The organism is Clostridia bacterium, assembly GCA_019683875.1.
Taxonomy (GTDB): Bacteria; Bacillota; Sulfobacillia; order RBS10-35; family Bu92; genus Bu92.
Genome location: JADGHN010000034.1, coordinates 1 through 16,810 on the forward strand (window position 1 = coordinate 1; position 16,810 = coordinate 16,810).

At 71.3% G+C, this 16,810-nt stretch carries 19 protein-coding genes; 18 read left to right on the forward strand and 1 reads right to left on the reverse strand.

Annotated features, from left to right (window positions below):
• The 16 genes from IRZ18_04290 to IRZ18_04365 form a co-directional block, all read left to right on the forward strand.
• Nucleotides 1-465, forward strand: a 465-nt coding sequence (locus IRZ18_04290; GenBank protein MBX5476326.1) for a spore germination protein, incomplete at its 5' end; no start/stop codon positions are given.
• A 104-nt stretch (nt 466-569) separates the two neighbouring features.
• Nucleotides 570-1,826: a diaminopimelate decarboxylase gene (gene lysA / locus IRZ18_04295; GenBank protein MBX5476327.1), complete on the forward strand. Its 1,257-nt coding sequence runs from the start codon at nt 570-572 to the stop codon at nt 1,824-1,826.
• Nucleotides 1,827-1,859: 33 nt separating this feature from the next.
• Nucleotides 1,860-2,486 (forward strand): site-2 protease family protein, encoded by a 627-nt coding sequence (locus IRZ18_04300; GenBank protein MBX5476328.1) that lies wholly within the window; start codon nt 1,860-1,862, stop codon nt 2,484-2,486.
• Nucleotides 2,483-3,232, forward strand: coding sequence for a segregation/condensation protein A (locus tag IRZ18_04305; GenBank protein MBX5476329.1), 750 nt, complete (start codon nt 2,483-2,485; stop codon nt 3,230-3,232). The genes IRZ18_04300 and IRZ18_04305 overlap by 4 nt, the downstream gene beginning before the upstream one ends.
• The gene (gene scpB / locus IRZ18_04310) at nt 3,229-3,795 is read left to right on the forward strand and encodes an SMC-Scp complex subunit ScpB (GenBank protein MBX5476330.1); all 567 of its coding nucleotides are present in this window, start codon (nt 3,229-3,231) and stop codon (nt 3,793-3,795) included. Before IRZ18_04305 ends, scpB begins: the two co-directional genes overlap by 4 nt.
• Before the next feature lie 39 nt (nt 3,796-3,834).
• Nucleotides 3,835-4,467, forward strand: coding sequence for a DUF2953 domain-containing protein (locus IRZ18_04315; protein ID MBX5476331.1), 633 nt, complete (start codon nt 3,835-3,837; stop codon nt 4,465-4,467).
• The gene (gene ytfJ / locus IRZ18_04320) at nt 4,464-4,952 is read left to right on the forward strand and encodes a GerW family sporulation protein (protein MBX5476332.1); all 489 of its coding nucleotides are present in this window, start codon (nt 4,464-4,466) and stop codon (nt 4,950-4,952) included. The genes IRZ18_04315 and ytfJ overlap by 4 nt, the downstream gene beginning before the upstream one ends.
• Nucleotides 4,953-5,093: 141 nt before the next feature.
• On the forward strand, nt 5,094-5,894 hold the full coding sequence (locus IRZ18_04325) for a Ku protein (protein ID MBX5476333.1): 801 nt from the start codon (nt 5,094-5,096) through the stop codon (nt 5,892-5,894).
• A 33-nt stretch (nt 5,895-5,927) separates the two neighbouring features.
• The gene (locus IRZ18_04330; protein MBX5476334.1) at nt 5,928-6,926 is read left to right on the forward strand and encodes a DNA ligase; all 999 of its coding nucleotides are present in this window, start codon (nt 5,928-5,930) and stop codon (nt 6,924-6,926) included.
• The gene (gene ligD, locus IRZ18_04335; protein ID MBX5476335.1) at nt 6,874-7,785 is read left to right on the forward strand and encodes a non-homologous end-joining DNA ligase; all 912 of its coding nucleotides are present in this window, start codon (nt 6,874-6,876) and stop codon (nt 7,783-7,785) included. Before IRZ18_04330 ends, ligD begins: the two co-directional genes overlap by 53 nt.
• Nucleotides 7,786-7,799: 14 nt before the next feature.
• Nucleotides 7,800-9,341 (forward strand): DEAD/DEAH box helicase, encoded by a 1,542-nt coding sequence (locus IRZ18_04340; GenBank protein ID MBX5476336.1) that lies wholly within the window; start codon nt 7,800-7,802, stop codon nt 9,339-9,341.
• Nucleotides 9,342-9,361: 20 nt separating this feature from the next.
• On the forward strand, nt 9,362-10,066 hold the full coding sequence (gene deoC / locus IRZ18_04345; GenBank protein MBX5476337.1) for a deoxyribose-phosphate aldolase: 705 nt from the start codon (nt 9,362-9,364) through the stop codon (nt 10,064-10,066).
• A 78-nt stretch (nt 10,067-10,144) separates the two neighbouring features.
• Nucleotides 10,145-10,990, forward strand: a complete 846-nt coding sequence (locus tag IRZ18_04350) for a basic amino acid ABC transporter substrate-binding protein (GenBank protein ID MBX5476338.1) — start codon at nt 10,145-10,147, stop codon at nt 10,988-10,990.
• Between the two features lie 129 nt (nt 10,991-11,119).
• On the forward strand, nt 11,120-11,761 hold the full coding sequence (locus IRZ18_04355; GenBank protein ID MBX5476339.1) for an amino acid ABC transporter permease: 642 nt from the start codon (nt 11,120-11,122) through the stop codon (nt 11,759-11,761).
• 10 nt (nt 11,762-11,771) lie between these two features.
• On the forward strand, nt 11,772-12,560 hold the full coding sequence (locus IRZ18_04360; protein ID MBX5476340.1) for an amino acid ABC transporter ATP-binding protein: 789 nt from the start codon (nt 11,772-11,774) through the stop codon (nt 12,558-12,560).
• A gap of 54 nt (nt 12,561-12,614) precedes the next feature.
• Entirely contained in the window at nt 12,615-13,775 is a 1,161-nt protein-coding gene (locus IRZ18_04365; GenBank protein MBX5476341.1) for an FAD-binding oxidoreductase, read from the forward strand.
• On the opposite strand, the gene IRZ18_04370 is transcribed toward IRZ18_04365, so the two are convergent.
• Nucleotides 13,751-14,920 carry a glycerate kinase gene (locus tag IRZ18_04370; GenBank protein MBX5476342.1) on the reverse strand — a complete coding sequence of 390 codons (1,170 nt, stop codon included), beginning with the start codon at nt 14,918-14,920 and terminating at the stop codon, nt 13,751-13,753. The genes IRZ18_04365 and IRZ18_04370 overlap by 25 nt on opposite strands.
• Before the next feature lie 95 nt (nt 14,921-15,015).
• On the opposite strand from IRZ18_04370, the gene IRZ18_04375 reads away from it, so the two are divergent.
• Both IRZ18_04375 and IRZ18_04380 read left to right on the forward strand, forming a co-directional pair.
• Nucleotides 15,016-16,233: a D-alanyl-D-alanine carboxypeptidase gene (locus tag IRZ18_04375; protein MBX5476343.1), complete on the forward strand. Its 1,218-nt coding sequence runs from the start codon at nt 15,016-15,018 to the stop codon at nt 16,231-16,233.
• Nucleotides 16,234-16,339: 106 nt separating this feature from the next.
• Nucleotides 16,340-16,810: UPF0182 family protein (locus tag IRZ18_04380; GenBank protein MBX5476344.1), on the forward strand; the 471-nt coding region annotated here is incomplete at its 3' end.

The following is a 16,810-nucleotide window of genomic DNA, read 5'->3' on the forward strand; positions in this document are numbered from 1 at the left end:
GTCGCCCGCCAGGGGCCTTGGTGGACAGGGTGGGCCGGCGCGGCGGGGGCGCCCTGGGCGGTGGCGATGCCGCTTTGGGTGCAGTTTGCGCTCAGCGAGGCCGGCCTGGAGCTGGTGCGCGCCGCGTTGGCGTCATCGTCCGGCGCGACGGCCGCGTTGAACGTCATCGTCGGGCTCTTGCTGGGCCAGCTGGCGATCGCGGCGGGCCTCCTCGCCTGGCCCACGGTGCTCTACGCCACGCTCGCCGCCGTCGCCACCTTCGCCATCCCGAGCGCAGAACTCCGCGGCAGCGTTCGCGCCTGGCGCCTCGCCGCGATTCTCGTCGCCGGGATCCTCGGCGGATGGGGGTTGGCGGCCCTGACCGCGATCACGCTGCTCCTCCTGCTGAGGACGCGGTCGCTCGGCCGGCCCTACCTGTGGCCGGTCGCCAGCCGGGGGCGGAGGGCGTCCCGTCCCAAGCGTTGACGGAACGCGGATTCCCCGCTACCATCGATCCCATGCGGAACGATGACACTCCACACGATCCCTCACCGGAACTCCCCGAAGGGGTCAGCCGTGACGCAGATGGTGTGCTCTGCTTTTCGGGCGTGCGCCTGACCGAGCTGGCGGATCGCTACGGAACGCCTCTTCTCGTGCTCTCCGAGGATGTCGCGCGCGCCGCCGCGGGTCGGTTCATCGAGGCCTTCCGGCGGGCGTTCGGCCCGCGGGCCAGCGTGTCGTACGCCGCCAAGGCCCTGGCGCTGCCGGCGTTCTTCCGGGCGCTCGCCGACCTCGACCTGTCCTTCGACGTCGTCTCGGCCGGCGAGGTCGCCGCCGCCCGCTTTGCCGGCGTGGCGCCGGAGCGCCTGCGCCTGCACGGCAACAACAAGTCGGACGACGAGTTGCGCCTCGCGGCGCGCGGCGGCGTCGGCCAGGTCGTGATCGACAACCCGGACGAGCTGGAACGCTGGATCGCGCTGCGGCGGGAGGAACAGCCGCCGGCACTCCTGCGGGTGGCGCCGGGGCTTTCCCCCGACACGCACGAGTACATCTCCACGGGCGGCCGCGGCGGGAAGTTCGGCTTCGACGGGCCCAGCGGCGAAGCGCTGCGCGGGCTCCTCCGCGCGCACGAGGCCGGGGTGCGCCTGGCCGGACTGCACGCCCACCTCGGCTCGCAGATCGGCGACGCCTCCATCTATGCGGCCGGGGTGCGCTACCTGTACGACTTGCGCCGCCAGTTCGCCGAGCGCACCGGCGTGTGGCTGGAAGAGGTCAACATCGGCGGCGGCCCGGCCTACCGGTACGTGGATGAAAAGCCGTTGGACGCCGAGACCTGGGCGGCCGCGGTCGCGGAGGCGGAGCGCGCGGCTGCGGCCGGCCAGCCGCCCGCGCGCATCGGCATCGAGCCGGGACGCGCCATCGCGGCGCCGGCCGGGCTCACGATCTACACGGCCGGAGACACGCACCGCGTGCCCGGCTTCACGCCGGTCGTGGCCGTGGACGGGGGCATGGGCGACAACATCCGCCCCGCGCTGTACCAGGCCCGCTACCGCGCCGCGCGTGTGGAGGGGGACGGTCCCGTGGAGATCTGCCACGTCGTCGGCCGCTACTGCGAGTCGGGCGACGTTCTCCTCGCCGGCGCGGCGCTGCCGCGCCTGCGCCGGGGCGACCGCCTCGCCGTGTTCGGGACCGGCGCGTACACGTTCCCGATGTCGATGCGCTACAACGCCGTGCCCCGGCCGGCCGTCGTCATGCTGCGCAACGGCGAGCACGCCTGCGTGTGCGAGAGAGAGACGGAGGAAGACCTTCTCCGCGGCCAGCGCCTGGCGCCATGGCAGGCATCTTGACCGGATGCGCTTTCCAGGCCTACGATGGCGACGATGATGACCGATCTGACCGTGCTCATCTACGGCGTGCCGGGCCTGCTCTTCGCCCTGTCCTTTCACGAGTACGCGCACGCCTGGATGGCGACGCGTCTTGGCGATCCGACTCCCCGTGCCGCTGGCCGCTTGACGCTGAACCCGTTCGCGCATGTCGACTGGTTGGGCCTGATCATGCTGTGGGTCGCCCGCTTCGGCTGGGCGAAGCCGGTTCCCGTGGATCCGCGGAACTTCGCGCAGCCGAGAGCGGGAATGCTGTGGACGGCGCTCGCCGGGCCGGTCGCGAACGCCATCGCCGCCGTGGCCAGCGCCTGGCTCCTCGTCCGTGCCGACCGGTTGTTCGGCGAAGCGGCGGGGGTGGCGGACGCCATCCGCATCATTCTGTACCTCTCCCTCGTCTACAACGTGTCGCTGGCGATCTTCAACCTGATTCCCATCCCTCCCCTGGACGGGTCGCGCATCCTGGGCAGCCTCCTGCCGCCTCACGCGGCCTGGCGGTACCAGCAGGTCGAGGCCTACGGCTGGCTCGTGCTCCTTCTGCTCGTGGCGTCCGGGTACGTGGGGAACCTGATCTCGCCGCTCATCGGCTTCGGCACGCGCACGCTGTTGGGGTGGTTCGCGCCGTGACGGCGACGCGTCAAGAACCGGACGACCTCGCGGAAGCGATCCGCTGGACGGAGGAGCGTCTCGCGGCGGGCGAGGGCGTGCCTCTGGCGCCGCTCGCCGAGCGCGCGCGTCGCCGCTGGGCCCGCATGGACGCCGCGGACCTGGAGCCGGCCAGCCAGGCGCTGGTCCAGCTTGCGCGGCTCGTGGAGAAGCGGGCCCGGCTCCTCTTCCCGCCGGAGCCGGCGCCGCAGGAGAACGAGGCGGAAGGCGAAGGCGAGGAGGCCGGCGGGCCCTTCCTGCCGGGCGAGGAACTCCTGGAGCGGCTCGCGGCCCTGGAGGCGTACCAGGACGTCGCGAAGGCCCTCCAGGCCTATCAGCAGGAGGCGCGGCGCAAGTATCCCCGCGGCGCGGCCGGACGCCCTCGGCTTGTGGAGGAGCCGGCGGACGCCGTCTCGGCGGATGCGCTGCTCGCCGCGTTCCGCGCCGTCTGGGAGCGGGCGCGCGAGCAGTCGCGCCAGGTCGCGCGGGAGCCGGTCACCATCCGTGACCGCATGCGGGAGATCCTCCGCCGCGTTCAGGTCGGACCGGTGGCCTTCGACGGGCTCTTCGGGGCGTCCGCGGGGCGGCGCGACGTCATCCTGACCTTCCTCGCGCTGCTGGAGTTGATCCGCCTCGGGGAGGTCGTCGCGCGCCAGGAAGATCCGCGGGCGCCGATCGTCGTCTTTCCCGGGCGACCGGCCTCCGGTCGGGGGGGCGGCGGGCGCTGAACCCGCTCGTTCCGCAGGTCGAGGCATTGCTGTTCGCGGCCGAGGAACCGCTCACCACCGCGCGCCTGGCCGACCTCTGCGGGGTGGAGAGGGGCGCGGTGGAGGCCGCCCTCCGGGAGCTTGAGGGCGCGCTGGCGGACGCATCCCGGGGAATCCAGCTGGAAGCGGTGGCCGGCGGCTGGCGGCTCGTCACCAAGCCCGCGCACGCGGACGTCATCGCGCGGCTCAAGGGACCGGCGGGCGCGCCGCTGTCCCCGGCCGCGCTGGAGACGCTCGCGATCATCCTCTACCAGCAGCCGGTCACCCGCGCGGAGATCGACGCCCTGCGCGGGGTCCACTCGGAAAGCGCGCTGCACACCCTGATCGAGCGCGGATTCGTGCGCGAGGTCGGCCGCAAGGACGCGCCGGGGCGGCCGGCCCTCTACGGAACGACGAGGCGGGTGCTCACGTACTTCGGCATCCGCGACGTCCGCGACCTGCCCGATCCGCGCACGCTGCTGCCCTCGGACGCCCCGCGCCAGCTGTTCCTGCGCGTCCCGCCCAAGGCGCAGGGCCAGGACTAGGAAACGCCATCTCTGGACAGGCTTTCCACGGTGATGGCGTTGAGCGCGCCCCATCTCTCCGTCGCGTGGGTGGTCGCCGTCGCGGTCGCGGGGCTGCTCGCGGCCGCCGCCCTGGTCCGCGTGTCGCTCGGCGTGCACGTGCGGTGGGACGAGCGGCCTGCGCGGCGCGAGGGCATCGTGGAGTGGCGGTGCGGCCCCCTGGGAGGCACGGCCCCGCTTCCCCTGCCGAAGGACCTCCCGCTCCGGCTCGACAGCCTCGACGTCACCGTGCGCGACGTCCGCCGCTGGGTCCGGGACCTGCGCGCGCACGTCCCGGAACTCCTCGCGATGGGCGTCGCATTTGGAGGCGCCCGGCTGGAGACGCTCGTCCTGCGCGTCCAGGTGGGCACCGGCGACGCCGCGCAAACGGCCATCGCCTACGGCCTCGTGCACGCCGCGCTGTGGCCCGCGCTCGTCGCCTCCGCCCGCGCTTGGCGGTACCGCGGCCGGCCGGACATCGCCATCTGGCCCGACTTCTCCCCGTGGCCGTCGTGGTCGTTCGAGGCGCACTGCATATGGTCGTGGCGCCTCGGGCACCTTATAGCCGCTCTCGGGCGCATCGCGCTGGGTCAGGTCGCGCGCGCCGTCGCCCGCTGGGCGAAACGCATGGTCTTGGAGGTGCGCCCTTCGTGAGCGAGCACGCCATTCAGGGCTTGATGCAGACGGCGATGGAGTCCCTCAAGGGCATGATCGACGTCAACACGGTGGTCGGCGACGCGGTGGAGACGAAGGACGGCACGGTGATCGTGCCGGTCTCGCGCGTGGCGTTCGGCTTCGCGGCGGGCGGCAGCGACTGGCCGGGCGCCCGGGGCGAGGCCCACCCGTTCGGCGGCGGCAGCGGCGCGGGCGTGTCCGTGCAGCCGGTCGCGTTTCTCGTCGTCAGCCCGAACGCCATCCGGCTTCTTCCTGTCGGCGACCGCGGCACGGTGGAGCGCCTGCTCGACATGACGCCCGAGGTGCTCGACCGCCTGCAGGGCGTGCTTCAGAAGAACGGCGACGGGCGTCGCGCCGCCATGCGGGACGGCACCGCGCTCGCGACGAGGACCTCGCCCGCCGGCGGGGACGCGGCGAAAAGCCAGGCGACGTCCGACCCCTACGGCCCGTATCCCACCGACTGACCGGACGGTCGTCGACGCGACGGTCCCGGCACGCGCGCCCCCTGGAAACGGGGGCGTTCGTTTTCTCGTCTTCCACGATTTGTGTGACATGCCCGGCCGGCGCGGCAGGCACGTTAAGCGCAGGACGGAGGATCGGCGGGCATGCGCAGCATCTGGAACGGCGCGTTGAGCTTCGGCCTCGTGCACATCCCCGTGCGGCTGTACGCCGCGACGGAGGACCGCGACGTGCACTTCCGGCAGCTGCACCGGGCCGACCACACTCCGATCCAGTACCGGCGGCACTGCCCGGCGTGCGGCCAGGACGTCAGCGCAGAGGAGATCGTGCGCGGGTACGAGTACCTGCCGGGCCAGTTCGTCGTCGTCGACGACGAGGACCTCGAGAAGCTGCCGCTGCCGACGAGCAAGACGGTCGAGATCCTCGACTTCGTCCGGGTGGAGGAAGTGGACCCGATCTACTTCGACCGTTCGTACTTCCTTGCGCCCGCTGAGGGCGGCGCCCGCCCGTTCGCGCTGCTGCGCGCCACCATGGGCCGCTCAGGCCGCGCCGGGCTCTGCCGCATCGCGCTGCGTGCGAAGGAGCGCCTCGGCCTCGTTCGCCTCTACGGCGACGACGCCCTGGTGCTGGAGACGCTGCACTACCCGGACGAAATCCGGCAGCCGGCCGGGCTCGAAGATCTCCGGCAACTGCCGGCCCCCTCGGAGCGCGAGCTCGCGATCGCCGAGCAGCTGGTGCAGAGCCTGTCGGTGCCGTTCCAGCCGGAGCGCTACCACGATCGCTATCGCGAAGCCCTGCGGGACCTCATCGAGCGCAAGGTGGCGGGACAGGAGATCGTGGAGCCCGCGCCCGTCGAGGAGCGCGTGCCGCGCGACCTCCTCGCGGCCCTGGAGGAGAGCGTGCGCAGGGTGGAGGCGCAGCGCGCCCTGGCCGGGCGCACCAGCTAGATGCGGCCCGCGGGTTCGGCGGCGGGATGGCCTGTGCCGCCTGTGGTGATGGAGCCGGTGCTTTGGCCGGAGCCGTTTGACGACCCGCGCTTCGCCTTCCAGGTCAAGTGGGACGGCATCCGCCTGCTCACCTGGGTGAGCGGCGGCGCGATCCGCGCCCGGACGCGCCGCGGCCACCCGCGCGAGCACGCGTACCCGGAGCTGGAGGCCCTGGCCGAGGGGCCGGACGCCGTGTACGACGGCGAGATGGTCGTGCTGGTGGACGGCCGGCCGTCCTTCCCCGCGGTCCTGCGCCGCGATCGGGCGCGGGACGCGCGCGCCGTGGCACGCCTGGCCCGCGCCTGGCCGGCCGTGTACCAGGTGTTCGACATCCTGTGGGAGGACGGCCGCGATTGGCGCCGGCAGCCTTGGCAGGCCCGTCACGAGCGGTTGGAGCGCCTGCTCAGGGGCCGCGACGGCCGGGTGGCGCGGGTCGACGCCTGGCCCGGCGAGAAGGGCAGCGCCCTCTTCGAAGCCGTGGAGCGCCTCGGCCTGGAGGGCGTCGTCGCCAAGGAACGCACGAGCGCGTACCTCCCTGGCAAGAGGTCCGACAGCTGGCGAAAGATCAAGGTCTGGCGGACGCGGAACGGCGTGGTGGGGGGCTACCTGCCCGGGGCGGACGGGCTGGGCTCCGTCCTCATCGGCGCGTACGACGGACCATGGCTGCGGTACATCGGCCGCGCCGGGTCCGGGCTGTCGACCAGCGACCGCCGGGTGCTTCGCGCATTCCTCGACGCTCACCGCGTTCCGGCCAGCCCCTTCCGCCCGGCTCCCGGGGGCTTGCCGGCCGAACCCGTGTGGGTGGAGCCGCTGCTCGTCGTGACGGTGCGCTTCCAGGAGTGGACGCCCGGCCTCCTGCTGAGGGCGCCGACCGTCGTGGCCGTCGCGCGGGGGGACCCGCGCCAATGCCGTCTTGAGGATTGGGGGGTGGAGGCGCCGGATGGGGTCGGAAGAGACGGTCTGGGTGGACGGACGCCGCCTGACGCTCCGTAACCTCGACAAGCCGTTCTGGCCGGACGACGGGCTCACCAAGGGCCACATGGTCCAGTACTACGAGGCGGTGGCGGACGCCATCCTGCCGCACCTCGAAGGACGCCCGCTGGTCGTCACGCGCTACCCGGACGGCATTCACGGCGAGTGGTTCTACCAGAAGAACCGCCCTCCCGGCACGCCCGAGTGGGTCCCGCTCTGGCCGTACTATTCGCAGGAGAGCCGTCGCTGGCTGGGCTTCGTCGTCTGCCGCGATCGCGCCACGCTCGTCTGGCTGGCCAACCAGGCGGCGATCGAACTGCACCCCTGGTACTCGCCGTGCATGAACCCGGAGGAGCCGGACTTCTGCGTCATCGACCTGGACCCCATGGAGCCGGCCACGTTTGACGACGCGCGCGACGTGGCGCTCGTGCTGCGGGAGTACCTCGAACGGCGCGGCGTGCGGGCGTTCCTCAAGACGTCGGGCGCCACGGGGCTGCACGTGTACGTGCCCCTGCGCCGCGGGTACACCTACCGCCAGACGTCGGAGGCGGTGCGGCGCCTCGCCGTCGCGTTCGTCCGCATGTGGCCGGAGCGGTGCACCGTGGAGCGGATGGTGAACAAGCGGGGCGGCAAAGTGTACATCGACTACCTGCAGAACCACATGGGGAAGACGCTTTGCGCGCCCTACAGCCTGCGGCCCCGGCCTGGAGCCCCCGTATCCTGTCCCCTCGACTGGTCCGAGCTGGCCTCCGTCGACCCGGCGTACTGGAACCTGCGCAGCGTGCCGGAGCGCCTTCGCCGCCGCGGCGACCCGTGGCGGAACATGCTGCAGGAGCGCCAGCCGCTTGAGCTGCTCGTCGGCGAGCGCATCTACGTGTGAAGGGGGTGCCCGCGGTGCCGCTGGAATGCCTGTCCGAGGTCGAAGCGAGGTTCCGCCGGCGGGGTTGGGCGCTCCATCCCTATCAGGTCCGGGCCGCCGAGCGCATCGTCGAGGAGATGGGCGGGAGCGGCATCCTGGCCGACGAGGTCGGCCTCGGCAAGACCATCGAGGCCGGGCTTGTCATTCTCGAGTTGCAGCGGCGGGAGCGTTGCCGCGACGTTCTCGTCCTCGTGCCGGCCTCGCTCACGTACCAGTGGCGTCGCGAGCTCGCGGAGAAGTTCGGGTTGCGAACCACGGACCGGGCCGGGGAGGGGGGCATCGTCGTCCGCTCGCTGGATGCGGCGAAGCGCGACGGGCGCGCCGGCGGCCTACTCGGCCGACGGTGGGACCTCGTCGTCGTCGACGAGGCACACCGCCTGAAGAACCGCCGCACGCGGGTCCACCAGTTCGTGGCGGCGCTCGACCGCCGCCATCTCGTGCTCATCTCGGCGACGCCGCTGCAGAACGACCTAACGGAGCTTTACGCGCTGGTTTCGCTGATCCAGCCGGACCTGTTCGGCGGGTTCGAGTCGTTTCAACGACGTTTTCTCATGGACCGCCGCACGCCCAGGGACCCCGCTGCCCTGCGGGCCGTCCTGGAGCGGGTGATGGTGCGCCACCGCCGCGGCGACTTTCTGCCCGCGTTTCCGAAGCGCAACGTGCACATGGTGGCGGTCGACCTGACGCTCGCCGAGCGCGAGCTATACGACGCCGTCACCGACGCGGTCCGCGCGGAGTACTGGCGGAGGGTTACCGACGGCGGCTCCATCCTGCCCCTCATCGCCCTGCAGCGCGAGGTCTGCTCCAGCGCGGCCGCGCTTAGGGCGACACTGGAGCAGATCGCGGACGGCGAGTGGCGCCGCCGTTACGCCGGGTTGTGGTCGCTGGCGGCCGCGGCGCGGGAATCGGCCAAGGCCCGCGCCCTGGAGCAGGTCGTCCGCGGCGCCGGCGACAAGGTCCTCGTGTACACCGAGTACCGGGCCACACAGGACGACCTCGTGGCGCGGCTGCGCAAGGCCGGCGTCGACGTGGTCGCGTTCCACGGCGGGCTGGCGGCGTCCGCCAAGGACGAGGTCCTGCGCGCGTTCGCCCGCGGCGCGCGCGTGCTGGTCAGCACGGAGTGCGGCGGGGAGGGTCTGAACCTCCAGTTCTGCCGCCATCTCGTCAACTACGACCTGCCGTGGAACCCGATGCGCGTGGAGCAGCGCATCGGCCGCGTCCACCGCCTCGGCCAGGAGGCGGATGTGCACGTGTACAATCTCTTCGCCCGCGATACCATCGAAGAGGCGATCCTCGACCTGCTCCACGCCAAGATCGACCTGTTCCGGCAGGTCGTCGGCGAGCTGGACGTGATCCTCCGGCACCTGGAGCGGAAGCGCTCCATCGAGCGGACCATCCTGCACATCGCCCTCAGCGTGCGCGACCGGCGGGAGCTCGCGGCGCGCTTCCACCAATTGGGCGAGGAAATGGCCGAAGTGGCGCGCAGGGTCCACGAGGGCGTCCCCGAACTGGTGTAAGGCGGGGGGTTGACGACGGCATGGCGGGCGACGCCTTCCAGTTGGCGGCGTACATCGAGCACACCTATCTCAAGCCCGAGGGCGCGGAATCGCAGGTCCTCCAGCTTTGCGCCGAGGCGGTCGAGGGCGGGCTGTTCGGCGTGTGCGTGCAGCCGGCGTACGTGCGCAGGGCCAGCGAGGCGCTCTCCGGTCACGGCGTGCGCTTGGTCACCGTGGTCGGGTTTCCGCACGGCGCGAACGCCAGCGAGGTCAAGGCGTTCGAGGCGGAGCGGGCGGTCGCGGACGGGGCCGACGAGATCGACATGGTGGCGAATCTCGGCTGGGCCATGGCGGGCGAGTGGCGCCGCGTGGAGCGCGACGTGGCGGCCGTCGTCGGCGCGGCGAGCGGGCGCCCGGTCAAGGTCATTCTGGAGACGGCGCTTCTCGGGGACGAGGCCCGCATCCGCGAGGCCGCGCGCGCGGCGCTGGCCGGTGGGGCCGCATTCCTCAAGACCAGCACCGGCTTCGGGCCGGGTGGCGCGACGGTGCCCCACGTGCGCTGGCTTCGGGAGGAGGCCGGCGCGCGGGCGAAAGTCAAGGCCGCGGGCGGCATCCGCACGGTGGAGCAGGCGCTGGCGCTGATTTCGGCCGGGGCCGACCGCCTGGGCACGAGCCGCGGTCTCGACCTGGTGCGGGAGTGGCGCGCGGCCGGGTCGCCGTCGCCGGGACCGGCTCCGGGCCGGTGAAAACTCTTGCCGTTGCAGGACTTGCCCGCATTTCAACAGAATTTTCGTCGGGACAACCTGGGAAGGCAGGCGAAGAGATTGCGGACGAAGACGCAGCGCATCGGCACGCGCGCAGCGCTGGCCCTGTTGCTCGGCGTCGTCTTGCTCGTCGCGCTGGGCTGCGGCGGGCAATCGGCGCCGTCCTCGGAGTCCGGCGCCAGCGGCGGACAGACGTCGGAGCCCGCCGCCAACGACGATCTCGCCAAGATCAAGGCGGCCGGCAAGATCACATTCGCCACCGACGGCGCGTATCCGCCGGACGAATTCACGGACCAGAACGGCCAGCTCGTCGGGTTCGACATCGACCTCGGCAAGGCCATCGCGAAGGAGCTCGGCGTCCAGTACGACGTCAAGATCGTGGAGTGGGACGGGATCATCCCCGGCCTCGTCACGGGTAAGTACGACGCCATCCTCAGCTCGATGAACGACACCGAGGAACGGCGCCAGCAGGTCGACTTCATCGACTACATCAGCATGGGCCAGGTGATCGTCGTAAAGGCCGGCAACCCGAAGAACATCCAGAGCCTTGACGACCTCAAAGGCAAGACGATCGCCGTGCAGACGGGCACCACGAACGCAGACGTCGCGAAGGACATCGAAGGGACCAACGTGAAGCTCTTCGACACCTTCACCGACGCCCTGCTCGCCGTGAGCAACGGGCAGGCCGACGCCAGCATCCTGGACGAGCCGGTCGCCCGCTACTACGGCAAGACGGCCCCGGACAGGTACGTGGTCGTCGGCCAGCCGTTCAACGAGGCGCCCATGGGCATCGCCATCCGCAAGAACCAGCCCAACCTCAAGAAGGCCATCGAGGACGCGCTCAACAAGCTCAAGAGCGACGGCACCTACGACAAGATCTACGCCGATTGGTTCGGCACCAAGTAAGCACGTCGTACGCTCCGTCCACGACGGGGGCAGCCGTCTCGGCCGCCCTCGTCGTGTGCCGGACGCGGTTGCGGAGGAGGTTTTCGTTTGCCCACGCCCACCCTTTCCGGGCTCGATTTTTGGGGCGTTATGGTCAAGACCGCGCCGTGGTTCTTGCGCGGCGCCGAGTTCACGCTTTTGCTCACGGTGGTCGGCAGCTTCTTCGGGGTCATCCTGGGGCTGCTCGCGGCGCTCGCGCGCCTTTCTTCCTTCGGACCCGTGCGCGCGATCGGCACGTTTTACACGTGGATCTTCCGCGGCACGCCCCTTCTGGTGCAGATCTTTCTCGTTTACTTCGGCCTGCCCTCGCTCGGCTTCACGCTGTTCAACAACGCGCTCGTGTCGGGGTCGGTGGCGCTCAGCCTGAACACCGGCGCCTATCTGGCGGAGGTGTTCCGCGCGGCCATCGAGTCGATCCCCCGCGGGCAGATGGAGGCGGCGAGGTCGCTCGGCATGAGCTATGCGCAGGCGATGCGGCGCGTCATCCTGCCGCAGGGGTTCCGCCGCATGATCCCGCCGTCGATCAACCAGTTCGTGGCGCTCCTGAAGGACTCGTCGCTCGTCGCCACGATCAGCGTGTTCGAGATCACGTTCGTGGCAAAGACGATCACGGCCGCGTCGTTCCGCTCGTTCGAGCTGTTCAGCCTTGCGGCCCTGTACTACCTCGTGCTGACGACGCTCTTCACCTCGCTGGGCGCCTGGGTGGAGAAGAGGTTGCTGGCCTATGAGTGACCGCAAGCCGATCATCCAGTTCGAGCACGTCGACAAGCACTTCGGCAAGCTTCACGTGCTGAACGACATCCACACGACGATCTATGAGGGCGAGGTCGTCGTGGTGGCCGGCCCGAGCGGGTCGGGAAAAAGCACGCTCTTGCGGACGATCAACTACCTGGAGCCGATCGACTCCGGCCGCATCATCGTCGACGGGCAGCCCGTGGGACCGCGGGTTGTGAACGGAAAGACGGTCCCGCCTGCGTCCCGGGAGATCGACCAGCTCCGCGCGCATGTGGGCATGGTCTTCCAGTCGTTCAACCTGTTCCCGCACATGACGGCGCTGGAGAACGTCATGGAGGGGCTGGTCACCGTGCGCAGGATCGACCGGTCGACGGCGCGCAAGACGGCCATGGAGATGCTGGAATTGGTCGGCCTGGCCGACCGTGCCGACCATCGTCCCGCGAAGCTCTCCGGCGGCCAGCAGCAGCGCGTGGCCATCGCGCGCGCCCTGGCCATGCGGCCGCGCGTGATGCTGTTCGACGAGCCGACGTCCGCGCTCGATCCCGAGCTGATCGGCGAAGTGCTGAACGTGATGCTCAAGATCGCCAAGGAAGGCATGACGATGGTCGTCGTCACCCATGAGATGGGCTTCGCCCGGGAGGTGGCGGACCGCGTCATCTTCATGGACGACGGCCGCATCCTGGAAGAGGCGCCGCCGGAGGAGTTCTTCCGGCAGCCCAAGCACCCGCGCGCGCGTCAGTTCCTGTCCCGGCTGCTCTGGCACGGCGCCGAGGGCGGCGCGGAAGCGCAGGACTGAAGACGCCGCAGCGCGGCGCGCGCGACATCACTTCCGACATAGGAGGCATGCAACGTGGCAAACTTCGACGTCATCATCGTGGGCGGCGGCGCCGTGGGCGTCAGCGTGGCTCGAACGCTGGCGGAGGAGGGCGTCACGAACGTGGCGCTGGTCGAGAAGGACCACCTGGCCGCTGGATTCACTTCGCGGGCGGCCGGCATCGTCTCCGCGCTGACGTGGGACCCGACGGACGCCCGGCTGGTCGACCGCTCCGCGGCCATCTACCGTGCGGTGGCCAGGGAGCACCCCGATCGGTTCCGCTTTCTTGAGGGCGGCATGCTCACGCTCGTCGGCGACGACGCCTCCGCCGCCGTCATGGCGCGGCGGGCGGAGATGCTCGTGGGGCAGGGCATCCGCGTGGAGCGGCTGACGGCGGAGGAGGCCGCCCACCGCTGGCCCGACCTGCGCGTCGACGGCGTGGCGGCGGCGTGGTACACGCCGGACGATGGACACGTCTACGCGTACGACTACACGAACGTGGTGGGGGAGACGCTCGCGGCGCGCGGCGTTCGTATCATGAAGGGCACCCAGGCGGCACGCGTCGCCATCGAGGGCGGCCGCGTCGCCGGGGTCGTGACCGAAGGCGGGGAGCGGCTCGCCGGCGACGTGGTCGTCGTCGCGAGCGGGGTCTGGAGCCGCAAGTTGCTGCGCGCTTCCGGGCTCGACATCCCGATCAAGCCGTACCGCACGCAGGTCGCCGTGCTGGACGCGCCCGAGCGGCCGCAACTGCCCATCCTGCACGACATGGGCCTCGAGTTCTACTGGATCCCGGACGGTCGCAAGATCATCTTCGGCGACGGGACTGAGGAGAAGGAGTCCGATCCCGACAACTTCTTTGACGCGAACGACGAGGCGTTCCTGCTGTCCGTGGCGGAGCGGCTGCCGCGGCGGTACAAGGACGGCGCCTCCGCGCGGCTCACCGGGGGCTGGGCCGGACTGTGCGACGCCACCCCGGATCGCCGGCCGCTCCTCGGCCCGTACGCGGGCGTCGACGGCCTGCACCTGGCCGTCGGCTTCAACGGCTTCGGCGTGATGCGCGCGCCGGCGGTCGGCGAGGCCGTGGCGCGCATGGTCCTCGGGCGCGACCCTTCCATGGATCTCACGACGCATCTGGCGCGTCGCTTCTCCGGATACGTCGACTTTCCGATCGTTCAGGGGTTCAGCACGGTGGAGTGAGCGGCGAGCGCGGCGCCGATGCGGATGACGGCGATCTCGCGCCGGCAGGCCTCCCGAAGGAGGCGGGCGGCGTCGCGCATCGCCGCGGCGGCGTCCATGGGACCGGGGCAGATAGAGGCGACGGCGACCCGTCCGGGCGCAATGCAATCGAGGGCGCCGTCGCCGAGGTCGCCGGCGAGGATCAGCACGGGCTTGCCCAGCCGCATGGCTCGCCGGGCGACGGCCCAGGGCAGCTTGCCCATCCGCGTCTGCGCGTCCACGCGGCCCTCGCCGGTGACGATCAGGTCCGCCCAGGCGGCCCTGCGGTCGAAGCCGACCCGGTCCAGGAGCGTCTCGGCCCCCGGCACCACGCGCGCGCCCAGCGCCGTGAGCATGAAGCCCAGGCCTCCCGCCGCCCCCGCGCCCGGTAGGTCGCGGAGCGCCCGTCCGGCCTCGCGCTCGACGAGGTCCGCGAGGCGCCGCAGGCGGGCGTCGAACTCGGGGAGGTCCTCGGGCCGGGCGCCCTTTTGCGGGCCGAACACGGCCGCCGCGCCGCGCGGCCCGCAGAGCGGGGCGTCGACGTCCGCGAGGGCGACGATCTCCATGTGGCGCAGCACCTCCGGCTCCGGCAGCCGGAGATCGGCCAGCGGCGGCAGCGAGAGCGTTCCCGGCTCGGCGGGCGGCGCGGACGCGCCGCCGAGCGCCGCGAGGCACCCGAGCCCCCCGTCGACGGTCGCGGTGCCGCCGAGACCGACATACACGCGGCGGACGCCGGCGGACGCCAGCCTCCTCAGGAGCACGCCGACGCCGAAACTGGATGTGCGCCAGGGATCGCGGAGCTCGACGGGCAGGCGGGCGAGGCCGATCACGTCGGCCGTGTCGAACGCCGCTTCGTCGCCCGGCAGCGCCGTCCACCGCACCGCGCGCGGGCGGCCCCACGCGTCGGGGACGACCTCGCGCCGCCACCGCCCGCCGAGCGCGCGGTGCAGCACCTCGGCCGTTCCGGGCCCGCCGTCCGCAAGCGGCAGGAGGCGCGCGCGTGCGCCCGCGGCCCGCGCGCCCTCGGCCATGGCGCGCGCGGCCGCGACGGCGGACATGCTGCCCTTGAAGTCGTTCGGCGCGACGAGGACCCGCATGATGAGCGATGTTGGCCAGGCGTCGCGCAATCCCTGCCGCGGATGAGGACCCGCGGCCCGTCCGCGTCGCCACGCCAGGGCTTGGGGTACACTCAAGAATGCTGCGGCCATCAGGAGGTAGATCCGTGCTGGAACGATCGATCTCGCGCCTTGTCGCTGCTCTGTCCGGCCTCGCGATCCTGCTTTCGGCGGCGGTGTTCTCGCCGCGCGCGGCGGCCGCGGGCACCGCGCTGTACAAAGACCTCACGCCGCCGCCGCTGGCGGTGCAGAGCGCCGTCCTCATGGACGCGGACAGCGGGGTGGTGCTGTACGCGCTGGACCCGGACCGGGCCGAGCCTCCGGCCAGCCTCACGAAGATGATGACGGCGGACCTCACGCTGGAGGCGGTCGAGGCCAGGCAGGTCGCCCTGTCGGACGTCGTGCCGGTGAGTGCACACGCGTGGAAGCTGGCGAAAGACACCCAGGTGTCGCGCATGTTCATCCAACCCGGGCTGCCGGTCACGGTGGACCAGCTGCTCTACGGCCTGATGGTCTCCTCGGGGAACGACGCGGCGACGGCGCTCGCCGAATACCTCGGCCATGGCAGCGAGCCGGCGTTCGTCGACCGGATGAACGCCCACGCGAAGGAGATCGGGCTCACCCACACCCGTTTCGCCGACGCGGCCGGGCTGGCCGACGCGAGCACCACGACCGCCCTCGACATGGCGCGGCTGGCGCGGCACCTCCTGCAGCAACACCCGGAGATCCTCCGCTATTCGTCCACGAAGTCGTTCACGTACAACGGAATAGCGCAAAACAACTACAACACGCTGCTCTTCACGGACCCGCGAGTCGACGGTCTGAAGACGGGCAACATCAAGGGGCTCTTCCACATGGTGGCGACGGGCAAGGTCGGCTCGCTGCGTCTGATCGCCGCCGTGATGGGGACGTCGGGCGACAAGGAGCGCGCCGAGCAGGCGGAGACGCTCCTCGATTGGGGCTTCCGCGTCTTCCGCGCGGAGACGCGCAAGGTTTCCGTGCGCGTGCCGGTGTACAAGGGCGACCGGCGCACGGTGGAGGCCTCCGCGACCGTGCATCTCGTCGTCCCGAAGGATGGCAGCGTGAAGCTCGCGGAAACGGTACAGGTGCGGACCCCGCGCGGCATGGCGCCCGCGAGCCGCGCCTACCTGATCGCGCCCGTCCAGAAGGGCAGCACGCTCGGAACGGTCGCCTTCAAGGGTGGTGGCGCGACGTTCACCGCTCCGCTCAAGGCCGACGCGGCCGTTCGGCGGGGCGGCTTCTTCCGCGTCGCATGGGACAGCGTTCGACTTCTTTTCCGGAATCTCGTCCACATTGGACACTGATGGACATCGAGGGCGACCATCTCTGCAGGAATCTAGCTCGCGCGTTGGAATTCCCTTGAAAGCGGCTTCTCTTTAACGGAGAGCCGCCCAAAAAGGGGGCGCTGCGTTGCGTCGGCGAAGGCTCGTCTGGACGTTCGTCGCGGTCGTCGCCGTGCTGTTCCTGCTCGGCAACCGGCTCGGCAGCGTCTACATCGACTGGCTCTGGTTCAAAAGCCTCGGGTACACGTCGGTATTCTGGGCGACGTTCCGCGCCCAGTGGCTCGTCGCGCTGGCGGGCGGCATCCTCTTCGGGGCCGTCACGTTTTTCAACCTATGGCTGGCGCGCGGCGGCCTCGCGAACCTGCCCCTTGAGCTGGTCCCTGAGGAGTGGCGCCGTTGGTTCTGGCGGCGCCGCGTGTCGGTGATCCTCGCCGCGGCCGCGGCGCTCGTCGCGTTCGTCGCGGGGTTGTCCGTCGGCTCGCAGTGGCTGACGGTGCTACGTTTCCTCCACGCCCAGCCGTACGGCGGCGCCCCGGATCCGCTGTTCCACCGGGACGCCGGCTTCTACGTGTTCCGCTTGCCGTTCTGGCTGCTGGTC